A 15,862-nucleotide genomic window follows, 5' to 3' on the forward strand; every position below is an offset into this window, starting at 1 on the left:
TCAGTAGCCCTGGGTGATCACCTTTTCCCGCATCAGCTTCTCCAGTTCCGTGTCCGACAGCGGATGCAGTGTGTTCAGGACGCGGCGCAGGCCGGGTTCGTCGAGGGACTGACTGCTGACCTCGATCTCCGTGTCGTGGTGGCGGCGGGTGAGGGTGACGGCGAGGACGCCGCCGGGGATGCGCTCGACCGTGCGCATCTCACCGTGCGCGTCCACGGTGCAGGTCACCGCCTTTTGCGCGGGCGCGGGGCACTGTGGAGTCCGGGTGAGCGCAGGCCGCACCACGAGCCCCACGTACGACAGGTCGTATCCCTCCCGGACGGAGCGGTACGCGACGGTGAAGTAGGCGGGGCCGACCTCGGCACGGGCCACCCGCATCCCTGGTGGCGGGGCGCCCAGATACAGCAGCTCCGCGTGTTCCCGGTAGCGCGCGATCTCCGCCGCCTGCCGGTGCCGATCCGCCCGCGCCGGGCCGACGAAGCCCCCGTAGGCGACACCGGCCGCCAGCGCGGCCACCGCCCCCAGCCGCACCCACCGGCTCGGCACGAAGAAGGCCGCGGCGACGGCGTACGGCACCCCCGTCAGCGCGACCCGGGCGCCGGCGCTTCCCAGACCGACGTGCCCGCTGTAGGCGGCGAGGCCCGCCAGAACGCCGAGGGTGCCGAGGGTGAAGACCAGGGTCGCCCAGCCGAGCCGCCCACGCACCGAGCCGCACAGCGGCACCAGGGTCCTGGCCGGTACGCCCACCACGGTCAGCAGGCCTGTCAGCAGCGGCACGCTCACCGCGAGGACCAGCGCCGCCGCCCCGACACCGCTGCCCCAGCCCGCCAGCAGCAACCCGAAGCCGAGCGTCGGCACGGTGGCCGTCATCGCCGCCCAGACCAGGAAGAGATGCGGAACCGCCGACGTCCCTCTGCCACTCGTCGTCATGCCGCGGAGCCTGCCAGCCCCCACCGCGGCACACATGAGTCGTCCTACTCAGACGGGTGGGCCCTGTCGGTCCGGGTCATCCCTTCTGCATCTGCCGAGGCTGATCCCGTGGCCGCCGAGGCCGAGCTCGGCGGGCGCGACACGCGGGGCACACTTTTGCAAGCGGGTGCTTGCAATTGTTAGCGAGGATGAGGCAGGGTGGAGGTATGGCATCGCTCAACGTCGGCAATCTCGGTGAGTATCTGCGCGAACAGCGGCGCAACGCGCAGCTGTCGCTCAGGCAGCTCGCCGACGCCGCCGGGGTGTCCAATCCGTACCTGAGCCAGATCGAGCGCGGGCTGCGCAAGCCGAGCGCGGAGGTGTTGCAGCAGGTCGCGAAAGCCCTGCGGATCTCCGCCGAGACGCTGTACGTCCGCGCCGGCATCCTCGACGCCGAGCGGGATCTGAACGAGGTGGAGACGCGCGCGGTCATCCTCGCCGACCCCACCCTCGACGAGCGGCAGAAGCAGGTGCTGCTCCAGATCTACGAGTCGTTCCGCAAGGAGAACGGCTTCGGGTCGGGCGGGGAGAGCGCGAGCGCCGCCGGCAGCGAGGCCGGCGGTGTGCGGGGCGACGGAGTGCGGGGCGACGGCAGCGAAGCCGGCAGTGACATCGGCAGTGACGCCGACAGCGGTACCGGCAGTGACGCCGGCAGCGAGACCGATCCGGGGCGGACGGCCGGATGAGCCGGCCAAGCGCGCCGACCGCCACGCCACGGACCACAAAACCCTCAGCCGAACCTGAATCCGGGAGGACCATCACCATGGCCATCACCGACGATCTGCGCAAGACCCTCAGCGACCCGACTCCGTTCTACTTCGCCGCCGGCACCGCCGACCTCGCCCTCCAGCAGGCCAGGAAGGTGCCCGGGCTGGTCGAGCAGCTGCGCGCCGAGGCCCCGGCCCGCATCGAGGCCGTCCGCAACGCGGACCCGAAGGCCGTGCAGGAGAAGGCCGCCACCCGCGCCAAGGAGGCCGGTGCCAAGGCCAAGGAGGCGCAGGCCAGCCTCCAGGCCAGGGTCAACGACTTCATCGTCTCCCTCGACGGTGACCTCAAGAAGCTCGGCGAGTCCGCCCAGGACTTCGCGCTGCGCCAGGTCGGCGTGGCCGCCGAGTACGCCGTCAAGGCCCGCGAGACCTACGAGAAGGTCGCCGAGCACGGCGAGCAGGCCGTGAAGACCTGGCGCGGCGAGGCCGCCGACGAGATCGAGGACCTGGCCATCGCCGTCGAGGGCAAGCCCGAGCCGGTCGTGGTCAAGGCCGACGAGAAGAAGGCGGAGCAGCCGAAGGCCGCCGAGGCCAAGCCGGCCGCGGTGAAGAAGGCCCCGGCCGCCAACGCCAACGCCAACGCGAAGAAGGCCCCGGCGCCCCGCAAGGCCACCCCGGCCAAGAAGACCACCCCGCCGGCCAAGTAACCGGCAGGGCGAAGGGACGCACGGGCCGGGCACTCCTCGGGTGTCCGGCCCGTTATCGGGGTAGCGGGATCGGCCCAGCGGGTACGGTGGCCGCGTAGGAACAAGCCGAAACGGGTGGTGGACGTTGTGCTGATGCAGGGCTTCTCAAGTTTTCTGGGGCTGCTCTACCTCGCCATGCTGGTCCTCGCCGTGGTGGCGCTGGTCATGGCCGCGCTCTTCCGGAACGACGCGTACCGGGCCGCGGACAAGCAGAACAAGGGTTTCTGGCTGATCATCCTCGGTATCGCGGTCGCGGTGAACCTGCTGGTGCCCATGCTCTTCCTGCAGCTGGCGGGCCTGGTCGCCACGATCGTCTTCTTCGTCGACGTCCGCCCGGCCCTCAGGCAGGTCTCCGGCCGCGGCTTCGGCCGCCGAGGCGGCAGCAGCAGCGACGGCCCGTACGGGCCGTACAACGGCGGGCGGTGACTCCGCGGGGCGCGCCCGCTGAGGCGCGCCCCCCGCGAGCACCGGTCAGGCCTGCCGGTCCAGCAGCACCAGGGCGACGTCGTCCGTCAGCTCGCCGCCGTTCATCTCCCGCACCTCGTTGACCGCCGCCCGCAGCAAGGCCTCCCCGCTGAGCCCCTCGCCGAGCTGCCGGCGCACCATCTCGACCATCCCGTCCTGACCGAGCCGCTCCCCGCCCGAGCCGATGCGGCCCTCGATCAGCCCGTCGGTGTAGAGCATCAGGCTCCATTCGGCGCCCAGCTCCACCTGCATCCGCGGCCACCGAGCCCCCCGCAGCAGCCCCAGCGCCGGCCCGTTGTTGTCGTACGGCAGCAGCTCCGCCGGCCGCCCGGGGCGGGCGACCAGCGGGGCAGGGTGACCGGCCAGGCACAGCCCGGCCCGGCGCCCGTCCGGCGCTATGTCGACCGTGCAGAGCGTCGCGAAGATCTCCTCGTCGGAGCGCTCGTGCTCCAGCACCTCCTGCAGCGTGCCCAGCAGCTCGTCGCCGCACAGTCCCGCCAGGGTCAGCGCCCGCCAGGCGATCCGCAGCTCCACACCGAGCGCGGCCTCGTCCGGGCCGTGCCCGCAGACGTCACCGATCATCGCGTGCACGGTCCCGTCGGGCGTGCGCACGGTGTCGTAGAAGTCACCGCCGAGCAGCGCGCGGGAGCGGCCGGGGCGGTAGCGGGCGGCGAACCGCAGCGAGGAGCCGTCCAGGAGCGGCGTGGGCAGCAGGCCCCGCTCCAGGCGGCGGTTCTCCTGCGCCCGCATCCGCCCCTCCGCGAGCTTGCGCTCGACCGCGAGGGACCGCTTGCGCTCGACGGCGTACCGGATGGCGCGGCTCAGCAGCCGGCCGTCCAGCTCGTCCCGGAAGAGGTAGTCCTGCGCGCCGACGCGCACGGCCTCGGCGCCGCGCTCGGCGTCACCGGAGGCGGTGAGCGCGAGCACGGCGTGCCGGGGCGCGAGCTTGAGCACGTGCTTGAGCACGGCGAGCTCGTCGGCGTCGTCGTCGGCGCGGCCCGGCGCAGGCAGCGCCAGGTCGAGCAGGATGCAGTGGACGTCGTCGGTCAGCAGCCGCTCGGCCTCGGTGAGGTTGCGGGCGGTGCGGACACGGATCGAGTTGCCGGACGCGTCCCGCAACTCGGGCAGGATCGGCGAACCGGCCGGATCGTCCTCGATCAGCAGCAGGGTGAGAGTGGTGCCGCCGCTGTTCGGGGCGACGGCTTCCGTGCGGTTGGCCTCTTCCTTGAGGTGGCCGCCGCCCTGTGCGGGCATGGCGACCGGCGCCTGACCACTCTCCACGGCCGGGATCGCTCTCTGCCGCGGTACGGGTACGGGCATCGTGTTGGGTTCCTTCCCTCCCCCCGAGGGCATGGCGGGGCGAGGGACCTCGACCCACCCGACGGGGACCATAGCGGTACTGGCCGCCGCAACGGAATGGTGTGAGCCCCGTCGCTCCGTCTCAGACCCTTGGCATATGCCGCGTGCCGTAACGCAGTTGGACAAGAAGGCCGTCCGGCAGGGATGACGAAGGTCACGCGGTGCCGGGGTTTCCAAGGGTGTTGGCGTGCACTGGGTCACATGGCACAGGTCACGAAAGGGACATCACACCCAAAGTGCCCTGTGGTGCTCAGGCGTCCGGCCGTACCACCCCGAGGATCGGCATCGTCCCGGCGCCGCCGATCGACACCGTCCGTCCCGGGCGCGGGGCTTGGATGATCGCGCCGTCGCCGACGTACATCGCGACATGGGTGGCGTCGTCGAAGTAGATGATCAGGTCGCCGGGGCGCATGTCCTTCACGTCGACGTGCTTGAGCTGCTTCCACTGCTCCTGTGAGGTGCGTGGGATCGGCCGCCCGGCGCTCGCCCAGGCCTGCGAGGTCAGCCCGGAGCAGTCGTAGGAGTCCGGGCCCTCCGCGCCCCACACGTACGGTTTGCCGATCTGGGCGGTGGCGAACGCGACCGCCTTCCTGCCCGCCGCGGACGCCTTGCTGTGGATCTCGTCGAGTATCCCGGTGTCCAGCCAGGCGGTCTGCGCCTTGTAGGCGGCCTCCCGCTCCAGCTCGGCGAGCCGCTCCTTCTGCTTCTTCTGCAGCGTCGACTGGAGCTTCTCGGCGGCGGCGATCCGCTGCGTGATCTTCTTTTTCGCGGTGGCCTTCGCCTTGCGCCCCGCCTCCAGCCTGTTCCACCGGTCGGCCGCGTCCGCCGCGTACTGCTTCAAGTCCTGCTGGGTCTGGGTCAGTTCGCTGATCAGGCCCTTGGTGGCGCGCTCGCCCTGGAGCACCCTCCCGGCTCCGTCCAGGAACTGCGAGGGGTTGTCGCTCAGCAGCAGCTTGGCGCTGTCGGGCAGCCCGCCGGTGCGGTACTGGGCGGCCGCCGCCCGGCCCGCCCGAGCCTTCAGCCCGTCGAGCTTCTGCTGCCCCTTGACGATCTTCTTGGCCAGGTCGACGATCTCGGCGGACTGCTTCTCGGCGGCCTCTTCGGCGGCGTTGTACGCGTCGGTGGCGACGGCCGCGTCATGGTAGAGATCGTCCAGTTTCGCCTGTACGGCCTCAAGGTCCTTGTCGGGCGCGAGAGTCACGGAGGCGCCGGGGGAGCTGCTGGGGGACGGCGTGGGGCTCGGTGCCGCGAACGCCGTGCCGGATGCGGCCAGTACGGTCACCGCGCAGACCACGGTCACGGCCGCTGCCAGGATCCCGTGACGCCCACCCGCCCGGACGTCGTGCTTGTCCGGTCCCATGACCCGACCCCCCAAAAACTGATTAACCGTCAGTAACTTCCGACACGTGGAGGATCGTGCCATGTCACGCCGCAAATCGACAGAGGTAGTGACAGGTGGGTTCCTTCCCGGTCTCCCCCCAGGCATGGCCGTCTCCCCGCCTTTGTGACGAACACCTCACCGAGATCGTTCCCGGGCCGCCGGCGTCAGACCGAGGGCGCCAAGGCCCCCCACGTCACGGTCACTTCCCCCTGCCGCCAGCGCACCGCCGAGTCCGTCACCGGCCAGTCGCCGGCCAGGTCCCGCACCGTCCGGATCCACCGCTGCCGGGCGCCGTACGAGGCGTAGGGCGCGGCGGCCGCCCAGGCGCGGTCGAAGTCCCGCAGGAACGCGTGCACCGGCTCGCCCGGCACATTGCGGTGGATCAGCGCCTTCGGCAGCCGCTCGGCGAGGTCGGACGGCCGTTCCAGGGAGCCGAGCCGGGTCGCGAAGGTCACCGTCCGGGGCCCCTCCGGCCCGAGCGCGACCCACACGTGCCGTCGCCCGATCTCGTCGCAGGTCCCCTCGACCAGCAGCCCGTCCGGCGCGAGCCGTGCGCACAGCCGCGCCCAGACGGCGGCGACCTCGTCCTCGTCGTACTGCCGCAGCACGTTGGCCGCGCGCACGAGCAACGGCCGCCCGGGGACCGGGATCTCGAACCCGCCATGCCGGAAGACCAGTCCGTCCCGCTCGTACGGCTTCGCGGCGGCGACCCGGTCGGGCTCGATCTCGATCCCGACGACCCGCGCACGCGGCGCGACGGTACGCAGCCGCCCGAGCAACTCGACGGCGGTCCAGGGAGCGGCACCGTATCCGAGGTCCACGGCCACGGGATCGACGGCGCGACGCAGCGCGGCCCCGTGCGTGGCGGCGATCCACCGGTCCATGCGGCGCAGCCGATTGGGGTTCGTGGTCCCGCGCGTCACGTTTCCCACGGGGCGGGAGGGGGCGCGGGCTGTCATGTCTAAGAGGGTAAACAGTGAGCGCCCCGAAGTGAGGCGCCCCTAAGGGGCGCGGGGCTGTGGCGACATGCGGCTCCGCCGCGTGGGCGCGCTCGGCCCCCACCGGCCCGCCCCCAGGCCCCCAACCGAACCCCTACGCATCCCACCCTCGAACGGTTGAGCGACCGCAGGCAATGTGTCGGCAAAATCGACCGCCCCTGGAATGGGAATCCTCCCCTCCGCGTTGCACCCCGTTGGAGGGCAGTCGATGTCCTCCCACAGGCATGCCCGCATCGAGAGAGGACCGCCACGTGAGCCAGTACGTCAGCAGGCTCGGGCGCCGCTCCCCGTCGACTGCCTCCCGGCTCCGCCGGGCCCGCAGGCCCCGCCGCGTCGCCATGCTCTCCGTGCACACCTCACCGCTCCACCAGCCCGGCACCGGCGACGCCGGCGGCATGAACGTCTACATCGTCGAGCTCGCGCAGCGCCTCGCCGCGATCAACATCGACGTCGAGATCTTCACCCGAGCCACCTCCGGCGGCCTCCCGCCGACCGTCGAACTCGCCCCCGGCGTCCTCGTCCGGCACGTCGACGCCGGCCCCTACGAGGGTCTCGCCAAGGAGGACCTCCCGGCGCAGCTGTGCGCCTTCACGCACGGCGTGATGCAGGCCTGGGCCGGCCACCGCCCCGGCTACTACGACCTCGTGCACTCGCACTACTGGCTCTCCGGCCACGTCGGCTGGCTCGCCGCCCAGCGCTGGGGCGTCCCCCTCGTGCACGCGATGCACACCATGGCCAAGGTCAAGAACGCCAGCCTGGCCGACGGCGACACCCCCGAGCCCGCCGCCCGCGTGATCGGCGAGACCCAGATCGTGTCCGCGGCCGACCGCCTGATCGCCAACACCTCCGAAGAGGCCGACGAACTCGTACGGCACTACTGCGCCGACTCCGCCAAGGTCGCCGTCGTCCATCCCGGCGTGAACCTCGAACGTTTCCGGCCCGACGACGGCCGGGCGGCCGCCCGCGCCCGCCTGGACCTCCCGCAGGACGCGCTGATCCCGCTCTTCGCGGGCCGCATCCAGCCCCTGAAGGCCCCCGACGTACTGCTCAGGGCCGTGGCCGTGCTTCTCGACGAGCGGCCCGAGCTGCGCTCCCGGATCGTCGTACCGATCGTCGGCGGCCCCAGCGGCAGCGGCCTCGCCAAGCCGGAGGGCCTGCAGAAGCTGGCCGCGCGGCTCGGCGTCGCGGACGTCGTCCGCTTCCGGCCGCCGGTCGGCCAGGAGCAGCTGGCGGACTGGTTCCGGGCGGCCTCCGTGCTGGTCATGCCGTCCTACAGCGAGTCCTTCGGCCTGGTGGCGATAGAGGCGCAGGCGGCCGGCACCCCCGTCCTCGCCGCCTCGGTCGGCGGGCTGCCGGTGGCCGTACGGGACGGCGAGACCGGCTTCCTGGTGCGCGGGCACGATCCCGCCGACTACGCGCGCGTGCTGTGCCGTTTCGCCGACGACCCCTCCCTGGCGGACCGTCTCGGCAACGCCGCCGCCCGGCACGCCCAGTCGTTCGGCTGGGACACCGCGGCCGCCGCCACCGCCGACGTCTACATGGCCGCGACCCAGTCACACCGCCGTCGCGTACGCTCGGCCCATGGGTGATGTGGACAAGGCCGCGCAGGTCATCGAGGGGGTTCTGAAGGACGCCGAACTGGAGTGGGAGAGCCCCGGTCCCGGCAACTACGTCGTACAGCTGCCCGGCACCCGCAAGCTGAAGACCACCGTCTCCCTCCTGGCCGGCCGCCACTCCCTCTCCCTGAACGCCTTCGTCATCCGGCACCCCGACGAGAACGAGCCGGCCGTCCACCGCTGGCTCCTGGAGCGCAACCTCAAGCTGTACAGCGTGAGTTACGCCGTCGACCGGCTCGGCGACATCTACGTCACCGCCAGGCTCCCGCTCGCCTCCGTCACCCCCGACGAGATCGACCGCCTGCTCGGCCAGGTCCTGGAGGCGGCGGACGGCGCCTTCAACACCCTCCTGGAGCTGGGCTTCGCCGCCGCGATCCGCAAGGAGTACGCCTGGCGGGTGTCCCGGGGCGAGTCGACGCGGAATCTGGACGCGTTCACGCACCTGATCGAACGGCCCACTGACTGACTTCAGGTCCAGACCTGATTGACCCCTGCACGACTCTTTCGAGGTGACGGGGCGCCATGGCATGCTCGCGGCCGACGCAGATATGAACGTCGTTCACAACCATGAATCGTCGCCAGGAAAGCCGGCCGGAAAGTCGCCATGGGAAGGACGTACGGAATGAGCACCGCCGGAACGAACAGCGCGCGCCACGGCATGACGAGACGGAGCCTCCTCGCCGGCGCCACGGCGGTCGCCGCGACCGCCGTGACGGGCACCACCGTCCAGGCGGCGGCCGCCACCGCCACCGACTCCGCCTCCGCCTCCGCTTCCGCGGCAGGGGTGGCGGGCGGTGAAGTCCCCTCTCTATGGCGGGAGTTCACCCGCACCCCGTTCACCCACCCGCAGATCCCGTACGTCGGCAGGGCCGGAGCGGCACGGATCCGCCGCCTTCCCGTGGTGGCCGACGTCCGCGCGTACGGCGCGGTGGCCGACGGCGTCACCGACTGCGCGCCCGCGATCAACCGTGCCATCGCCGCTGCCGCCAGGGCCGGCGGTGGCACGGTCACCATCCCGCCCGGCACCTTCCGCATCGACGGCCTGATCCACCTCGCCTACGACAACGTGGTGCTGCGCGGCGCCGGCAGCGGCCGTACGACGCTGTACGCGACGAAGAACCTCACCGAGCTGATCGGCCCGTACGGCTCCCGCTACGGCGGCACGAAGTCGGCGTGGTCCTGGGCGGGCGGCCTGATCTGGCTGGCGCCAAAAGCCCGTTGGGACTCCCTGACTTCCGCGATCAGGGCACAGGACTGGCCGTTCGAGGGCTGGACCGGCAACAAGCGGGACGAGTGGGAGCAGTTGACCACCGTCGCCCCCGCCCGCCGGGGCGAGTGGACGGTCACCGTCGCCGACCCGTCCCGGCTGCGCCCCGGCCGGCTGGTCCTTCTCCGCGTCTCCGACGACACCGCCCACACCCTCCTCCAGCACATGTCGGGCGGCGGCCCCGGCCCGGCCGCGTACTCCTGGGAGGACAAGACCAAGCTGCTGTCGTACGTCCCCTACGAATGGCCCGTCCGCGTCGCGGCCGTGCGCGGACACCGGGTGACGCTGGAGCGCCCGCTGCCGCTGGACCTCCGGCCCGAGTGGAACCCCCAACTCACCACCCATGTACCTGAGCTGACCGGCTCCGGGGTCGAGGGGCTCACCCTGGACGTGATCGAGACCCCGCAGTCCACGCACCTCCTCGACAAGGGCTACAACGGGGTCGTCCTGCAGTGCGCCTACGACTGCTGGGTGGACGACGTCACGGTCCGCAACGTCGACAACGGATTCGGCCTGGTCGCCGCCTCCGCCTGCACCCTGCGCCGCACCCGGGTCGGCGGCCGGGGCGAGCACCATCCCTACTTCTGCCGCGAGGGCTCGCACGACAACCTCGTCGAGGACTTCACGGTCGAACAGCGCACGGTCCCGGCCCCCTCCGACACCCAGCTCCACGGCATCAACGTCGAGGGCCTGTCGTCGTACAACGTCTGGTCGCGCGGCGAGATGCAGATGGGCACCTTCGACTCCCACCGAGGTCTGCCCTTCGCCAACGTCCGCACCGACATCACGGTGGACAACAACGGCCGGCACGGCGGCGACGCCAACGCGGGGCCGCTGTTCGGGGCTCGGTTCACCCACTGGAACGTGCGCGTGACCAACGGCCGCGCGGGCCTGATGCGCCTCGACGGCCTCGCCCCCTGGTCCGCCACGGTCGGCCTCAACGAGGTGACCGACTTCGACCAGATCGACGTACCGGACTTCACCGGGGACCTGCACGCACGCCTTGAGCTGTACGGCACCTGGGACGCGGTACGGCCGCGGAACCTGTACGAGGCTCAGCGCGCGCTGTCCCGGTAGCGCCCCGGGGTCACCCCCACCAGCTTCTTGAAGTGCCGGGTGAGATGGGCCTGGTCGTAGAAGCCGGTGGCGGTGGCCGTCTCGCCGGGCGGGACGCCGTCGAGCAGCAGCCGGCGGGCGCGGCCGACCCGGCGGGACATCAGGTACTGGTGCGGGGCGATGCCGTACGCACTGCTGAACGCCCGGACCAGGTGGGCGGGATGGGCGTGCAGCAGCCGTGCGGCCTCGTTCAGGGCGAGTCCCTCGCCGATCCGCTCGTCGAGGAGCTCGCGCAGGGTGCCGGCGAGGGCCGGGTCGGCGGGTCTGGGTGCTGCCGTGAGCCCGGGGCGGAGCAGGTCGCGCAGCCGCTCGCCGATCAGGGTGAGCCGGCTCTCGGCCTCCAGCTCGTCACCGGGGCGGGCGAGGGAGGCGTGCAGCCGGCCGACCCGCCGCCGCAGCAGCGGGTCGCGCAGGTCGGGTCCGTCGACCGCGGCGCCGATGAGCTCGTCCCCGAGGAGGGTGCCGTCCAGGTAGACCACGCGCTTGCGGAAGCCGTCCGCGGTGGCCGGGGAGCCGTTGTGCGGCACGTGCGGGGGGAGCAGCGAGACGGTGTCGTCCGGGGTGCCGTGCTCATGCCGTTCGAGGTCGTACCGTACGGCGCCGTCGTCCACGATGAGCAGCGTCCAGGCGTCATGGACATGCATCGGATACGCGTACTCGGTGAAGTGCGCGTGGAAGACCTCGGTGACGCCCGGGACGCGGGGGCGCCAGGCGGTGACTTCCTCCGTGAGGTGCTGCCGGGCGGCCATGCAAAGAACGTACAAGACGACGCCGTACGACGATCGGCAGTCTCATTGCATGAGCACTGAACCCATCGCGCCCGTCCCTGCCGCCGTCCCCTCCGCCGTCCCTTCCGACGTCCCCTCCGCTGTCCCTTCCGACGTCCGTTCCGACGTTCGCTTCGACACCAAGATCGCTGTCCTGCTGCGGGAGGACCTGGAGCCGTGGCAGCGCCTCAATGTCACCGCGTTCCTGGTCAGCGGCCTGGGCGCGACGGTCCCCGAGGTGGTCGGGCAGCCGTACGAGGACGCCGACGGGGTGGCGTACCTGCCGATGTTCCGGCAGCCGGTGCTGGTCTTCGAGGGCACGAAGGAGACGGTGACGGCGGCGCACGAGCGGGCTCTGAGCCGGGCGCTGCCCCGGGCCGTGTTCACCGCGGACCTGTTCGCCACCGGCAACGACCGCGACAACCGCGCGGCGGTCCGGGCGGTGCCGACGGCGGAGCTGGACCTGGTGGGACTCGCGGTGTACGGGCCGCGGAACGGGGTGGACAAGGTACTGAAGGGGGCGCGGATGCATCCGTGAGCGCCGGCCGGCTCCGTGATTGAGCCGACCGGAGGAATCGCAGCGCGTGATCGGGTGATCCGATCATCACACTTGCCCTATTCCTCCGTGAACGACGCATCTGACATGTCATGCGACTCATCAGATCCAGCAGCATGGCAGCGGTGGCGGCGGCGGTCGTCGCGAGCGTGACGGGCGTGACCGGCGGACCGGCCACCGCGGCGGGCCAGGACGACGGGACCCGGGTTCCCTGCAGCTCGACGGCACTGATCACTGCCATTGTCGCGGCGTCACCGGGAGGGACGCTCTCCCTCTCGTCCGGCTGCACCTACCATCTGACCTCTCCCTACACCAGCGGTGAGGGTCTGCCGCCCATTGCCCAGCGGCTCACGATCCTGGGCAACGGCGCGACGATCGTCCGTGACGGGAACGGGACCGCCGCGTTCCGGATCTTCCACGTGAAGTCCGGCGGCTACCTCCGCCTGGAGGACCTCGCCGTCCGCGGCGGGAGCACCAGCGGCAACGGCGCCGGCATCCTCGTCGACTCCGGCGGCTCGCTCAAGCTGTCCGGTGTCGACGTGACCGACAACACCTCCTTGGACAGTGGTGGCGGTGTGGCGGTGTCACCGGGCGCCACGGCGGTCGTACGGCGTGGCTGGATCGCGTTCAACAACGCCGAGAGCGGTGCCGGGCTGTACAACGGCGGAACGCTGACCGTGGACGACAGCGAGTTCAGCCGCAACCACGCCACGACCCTCGGCGGTGCTCTCTACGAGGACTCCGGCCGCGCCTTCGTCAACGCGAGCGTCATCAGGCGCAACACGTCGGCCAGCGGCGGTGGCGGCGTCGCCAACTTCGGCTCCGCCTCGCTCGAGGTCGCCGACAGCAAGATCACGAACAACACGACCACCGGTACCGCGGGCGGCGGCATCCTGAACGTGTCGAACCTGAGGCTGGAGAGGACCGAGGTCAGCGGCAACGTCGTCGGAGGCGAGGCGGGAGCCGGGGGCGGCATCCACAACTCCACGACCACCGCCGTCCTCGTCCTGAAGGGCAGCGAGATCCTCCGCAACAGCGCCAACGGCGGCGGCAACTCCCAGGCCGGCGGCATCTACAACAACGCCGGCTCGGTCACCCTCGACCACACCCACGTCCGCAACAACGCCTCCACGGCGGCCCCCGGCGGCGTCTACACGAACAACCAGTTCACGGTCATCGCCTCGGACATCACCCGGAACATCCCGACGAACTGTGCGGGGAGCCCCGTCGTGGTGACGGGCTGCAGGAACTGAGGCGGCCGGGTCGGGTCTCGTGGGGCGGGCCCCGTCGGCCGGGTCTTGCGGGTCGGGCCCCGTCGGCCGGGCCTCGTCGGTCCAGCCTCGTGGGCTGGGCCTCGCCGTCGGTCCAGCCTCGTGGGCTGGGCCTCGCCGTCGGTCCCGCCTCGTGGGCTGGGCCTCGCCGTCGGTCCCGCCTCGTGGGCTGGGCCCCGTCGTCGGTCCCGCCTCGTGGGCTGGGCCCCGTCGGTGGGGGCCTCGCCGGTCGGGCCTCGTCGGTCGGGGCGAGGACAGGGCGCGTGCCGGTCAGGCGCGCGCCTCTGCCTCGATCTCGGCGTCGATCTCGGCGTCGATCTCGGCCTTGATCTCTGCCTCGATCTCGGCGTCGACCGCGCCGGCGTCCGCGTCGACGCCCGCCCCTGTGATCGCGTCCTTCGTGACCGGGGTGCGCTCTTCCGGCCCACGCTCTTCCGGCAGTCGCCGCATGAGAACGCCGTACCCGAGCGCCGCCGCAGTCCCCACGACCGCGCACACCCCCCACAGCCACCGCGCCCCGAACCGGTCGATGACGACACCGGACATCAGCGGCGCGATGAGCGCGGCGGCGGACCAGGACATCGTGTACATCCCCTGGTAGCGCCCCCGCCCGTGCACCGGCGAGAGCCGTACCACCAGCCCCGTCTGGGTCGGGGCGTTGACGATCTCGGCGAGCGTCCACACGCACACGGTGAGCGCGAAGACCCCGACCGATCCGGCGAAGGCGGTGAGCCCGAACCCGTACCCCGCGAGCAGGGACGAGACGACGAGCAGCGACCGTGGATCACGGTGCTCGATCACCCGCGTGACGGGAATCTGGAGTACGACGATCAGCACGCCGTTGACGGCGATGGCCATGCCGTAGTCGGCGGGCGAGAACCCGGCCTCGCCCATCGCCACCGGGAGTCCGACGGACCCCTGCTGGAAGATCAGGGCGACGAGGAAGGACAGCCCGACGACGGCCATGTACCGCCCGTCACGCACCACGGTCCCGAGGCTGACCGCGCCGTCCTTGGTGCCGCCCCCCTTGGTGGCGCGCTCCGGCCGCGACTCGGGCACCTTGGCGAAGACGAGGACGGCGCAGACGGCGGTCATCCCGGCCTCGATCAGGAACCCGGCGCGGTAGCTGACCTCGGCGATGAACCCGGCCCCCATGGACGACACGGCGAACCCGAGGTTGATGGCCCAGTAGTTCAGCGAGAACGCCCGTACCCGGTCCTGCGGCCGCACGATGTCGGCCATCATCGCCTGCACGGCCGGCCGGGAGGCGTTGGAGGCCAGGCCGACGAAGAAGGCGACGGCGGCGATGGTGACAGGGTCCTGCACGAACCCGAGCAGGGCGACGGCCACCGCGGTGGAGCCCTGGGCGACAAGCATCGTCGGCCGCCGCCCCAGCCGGTCGGCCATCACCCCGCCGCCCAGGGACGAGACGACCCCGCCCAGTCCGTGCAGGGCGGCGACGAGCCCGGCGTAGGAGGCGCTGTACCCCCGGTCCAACGTCAGATACAGGGCCATGAAGGTGGCGACGAAGGCGCCGAGCCGGTTGACGAGGGTGCTGGTCCACAGCCACCAGAACTCGCGGGGCAGACCGGAGACGGTCTCCCGGACAGCGCGTCGCACGGCGACGGACGGCATGGCTCCCCCAGGACAGGACGTAAGTGACGCAAGGAATGAGTGGACCTTACTTTTGGGTCGCTCACCTGAGCCACTCAATTAACAAAAGCAGTCAACTGTCCGACGTCTGGGACGCCCTCCGGGCGGCGGCACTCCGCCCCGAACACGTGGATTACGCTCTGACCCATGGCCGACGCACCGTACAAGCTGATCCTCCTCCGCCATGGCGAGAGCGAGTGGAACGCGAAGAACCTGTTCACCGGCTGGGTGGACGTCAACCTCAACGAGAAGGGCGAGAAGGAGGCAGTCCGCGGCGGTGAACTCCTGAAGGACGCCGACCTTCTCCCGGACGTGGTCCACACCTCGCTCCAGAAGCGGGCGATCCGCACGGCGCAGCTCGCCCTCGAAGCGGCCGACCGCCACTGGATCCCGGTCCACCGCAGCTGGCGCCTGAACGAGCGCCACTACGGCGCCCTCCAGGGCAAGGACAAGGCGCAGACCCTCGCGGAGTTCGGCGAGGAGCAGTTCATGCTCTGGCGCCGCTCGTACGACACCCCGCCCCCGCCGCTGGACCGCGACGCCGAGTACTCCCAGTTCGACGACCCGCGCTACGCCACGCTGCCGCCGGAGCTGCGCCCGCAGACGGAGTGCCTGAAGGACGTCGTCGTCCGCATGCTCCCGTACTGGTTCGACGGCATCGTCCCCGACCTCCTGACCGGCCGCACGGTCCTGGTCGCCGCCCACGGCAACAGCCTGCGCGCGCTGGTCAAGCACCTCGACGGCATCTCGGACGCCGACATCGCGTCCCTGAACATCCCGACGGGCATCCCCCTCTTCTACGACCTCGACACCGACTTCAAGCCCCTCACCCCGGGCGGCCGCTACCTCGACCCAGAGGCAGCGGCAGCAGCGATCGAGGCAGTGAAGAACCAGGGCAAGAAGAAGTAACGCGCCACGATCAAGGCCTCTACCTGCGGCTTCTCCGCTGGAAGGGGCCTTGTCCGTGTGCTGGCGCCGTCAGCCGCTTGAT

Annotated in this window: 15 protein-coding genes; 9 read left to right on the forward strand and 6 right to left on the reverse strand. The window is 71.4% G+C overall.

Annotated elements, in window-relative coordinates:
• The gene (locus ACWDGI_RS24080; protein ID WP_450762168.1) at positions 1 to 930 is read right to left on the reverse strand and encodes a hypothetical protein; all 930 of its coding nucleotides are present in this window, start codon (positions 928 to 930) and stop codon (positions 1 to 3) included.
• A 206-nt stretch (positions 931 to 1,136) separates the two neighbouring features.
• Here ACWDGI_RS24080 and ACWDGI_RS24085 point away from each other — a divergent pair, with 206 nt between their 5' ends.
• From ACWDGI_RS24085 to ACWDGI_RS24095, 3 genes are all read left to right on the forward strand, one after another.
• On the forward strand, positions 1,137 to 1,655 hold the full coding sequence (locus ACWDGI_RS24085) for a helix-turn-helix domain-containing protein (protein WP_450762170.1): 519 nt from the start codon (positions 1,137 to 1,139) through the stop codon (positions 1,653 to 1,655).
• Between the two features lie 77 nt (positions 1,656 to 1,732).
• A complete protein-coding gene (locus tag ACWDGI_RS24090; RefSeq protein ID WP_450762172.1) occupies positions 1,733 to 2,383 on the forward strand; it encodes a hypothetical protein in 651 nt (216 codons plus the stop codon).
• 132 nt (positions 2,384 to 2,515) lie between these two features.
• The gene (locus ACWDGI_RS24095; RefSeq protein ID WP_450762174.1) at positions 2,516 to 2,848 is read left to right on the forward strand and encodes a DUF2516 family protein; all 333 of its coding nucleotides are present in this window, start codon (positions 2,516 to 2,518) and stop codon (positions 2,846 to 2,848) included.
• 45 nt (positions 2,849 to 2,893) lie between these two features.
• On the opposite strand, the gene ACWDGI_RS24100 is transcribed toward ACWDGI_RS24095, so the two are convergent.
• The 3 genes from ACWDGI_RS24100 to ACWDGI_RS24110 all read right to left on the reverse strand — a co-directional run bounded on the left by ACWDGI_RS24100 (position 2,894) and on the right by ACWDGI_RS24110 (position 6,586).
• Entirely contained in the window at positions 2,894 to 4,207 is a 1,314-nt protein-coding gene (locus ACWDGI_RS24100; protein WP_450762176.1) for a PP2C family protein-serine/threonine phosphatase, read from the reverse strand.
• A 289-nt stretch (positions 4,208 to 4,496) separates the two neighbouring features.
• Positions 4,497 to 5,606 (reverse strand): C40 family peptidase, encoded by a 1,110-nt coding sequence (locus ACWDGI_RS24105; RefSeq protein WP_450762178.1) that lies wholly within the window; start codon positions 5,604 to 5,606, stop codon positions 4,497 to 4,499.
• A 185-nt stretch (positions 5,607 to 5,791) separates the two neighbouring features.
• Positions 5,792 to 6,586, reverse strand: coding sequence for a class I SAM-dependent methyltransferase (locus tag ACWDGI_RS24110; protein WP_450762180.1), 795 nt, complete (start codon positions 6,584 to 6,586; stop codon positions 5,792 to 5,794).
• Positions 6,587 to 6,876: 290 nt separating this feature from the next.
• Here ACWDGI_RS24110 and mshA point away from each other — a divergent pair, with 290 nt between their 5' ends.
• The 3 genes from mshA to ACWDGI_RS24125 all read left to right on the forward strand — a co-directional run bounded on the left by mshA (position 6,877) and on the right by ACWDGI_RS24125 (position 10,585).
• The gene (mshA, locus tag ACWDGI_RS24115; protein ID WP_450762182.1) at positions 6,877 to 8,214 is read left to right on the forward strand and encodes a D-inositol-3-phosphate glycosyltransferase; all 1,338 of its coding nucleotides are present in this window, start codon (positions 6,877 to 6,879) and stop codon (positions 8,212 to 8,214) included.
• Positions 8,207 to 8,707 carry a YbjN domain-containing protein gene (locus ACWDGI_RS24120; RefSeq protein WP_450762184.1) on the forward strand — a complete coding sequence of 167 codons (501 nt, stop codon included), beginning with the start codon at positions 8,207 to 8,209 and terminating at the stop codon, positions 8,705 to 8,707. The genes mshA and ACWDGI_RS24120 overlap by 8 nt, the downstream gene beginning before the upstream one ends.
• Positions 8,708 to 8,863: 156 nt before the next feature.
• A complete protein-coding gene (locus ACWDGI_RS24125; RefSeq protein ID WP_450762186.1) occupies positions 8,864 to 10,585 on the forward strand; it encodes a glycosyl hydrolase family 28-related protein in 1,722 nt (573 codons plus the stop codon).
• Here the strand turns inward: ACWDGI_RS24125 and ACWDGI_RS24130 are convergent.
• Positions 10,564 to 11,373 (reverse strand): AraC family transcriptional regulator, encoded by an 810-nt coding sequence (locus ACWDGI_RS24130; RefSeq protein WP_450762188.1) that lies wholly within the window; start codon positions 11,371 to 11,373, stop codon positions 10,564 to 10,566. The two genes, ACWDGI_RS24125 and ACWDGI_RS24130, sit on opposite strands and share 22 nt — an antisense overlap.
• On the opposite strand from ACWDGI_RS24130, the gene ACWDGI_RS24135 reads away from it, so the two are divergent.
• Complete coding sequence (locus ACWDGI_RS24135; RefSeq protein WP_450762190.1) at positions 11,372 to 11,929, forward strand: DUF2000 family protein; 558 nt, start codon at positions 11,372 to 11,374, stop codon at positions 11,927 to 11,929. The genes ACWDGI_RS24130 and ACWDGI_RS24135 overlap by 2 nt on opposite strands.
• A gap of 110 nt (positions 11,930 to 12,039) precedes the next feature.
• The gene (locus ACWDGI_RS24140) at positions 12,040 to 13,200 is read left to right on the forward strand and encodes a hypothetical protein (protein ID WP_450762192.1); all 1,161 of its coding nucleotides are present in this window, start codon (positions 12,040 to 12,042) and stop codon (positions 13,198 to 13,200) included.
• 288 nt (positions 13,201 to 13,488) lie between these two features.
• Here the strand turns inward: ACWDGI_RS24140 and ACWDGI_RS24145 are convergent, their stop codons facing one another.
• The gene (locus ACWDGI_RS24145; protein WP_450762194.1) at positions 13,489 to 14,853 is read right to left on the reverse strand and encodes an MDR family MFS transporter; all 1,365 of its coding nucleotides are present in this window, start codon (positions 14,851 to 14,853) and stop codon (positions 13,489 to 13,491) included.
• 165 nt (positions 14,854 to 15,018) lie between these two features.
• On the opposite strand from ACWDGI_RS24145, the gene ACWDGI_RS24150 reads away from it, so the two are divergent.
• Positions 15,019 to 15,780 (forward strand): phosphoglyceromutase, encoded by a 762-nt coding sequence (locus tag ACWDGI_RS24150; RefSeq protein ID WP_360485924.1) that lies wholly within the window; start codon positions 15,019 to 15,021, stop codon positions 15,778 to 15,780.
• Positions 15,781 to 15,862: the final 82 nt, after the last annotated feature.

This window comes from Streptomyces sp. NPDC001220, assembly GCF_053597895.1.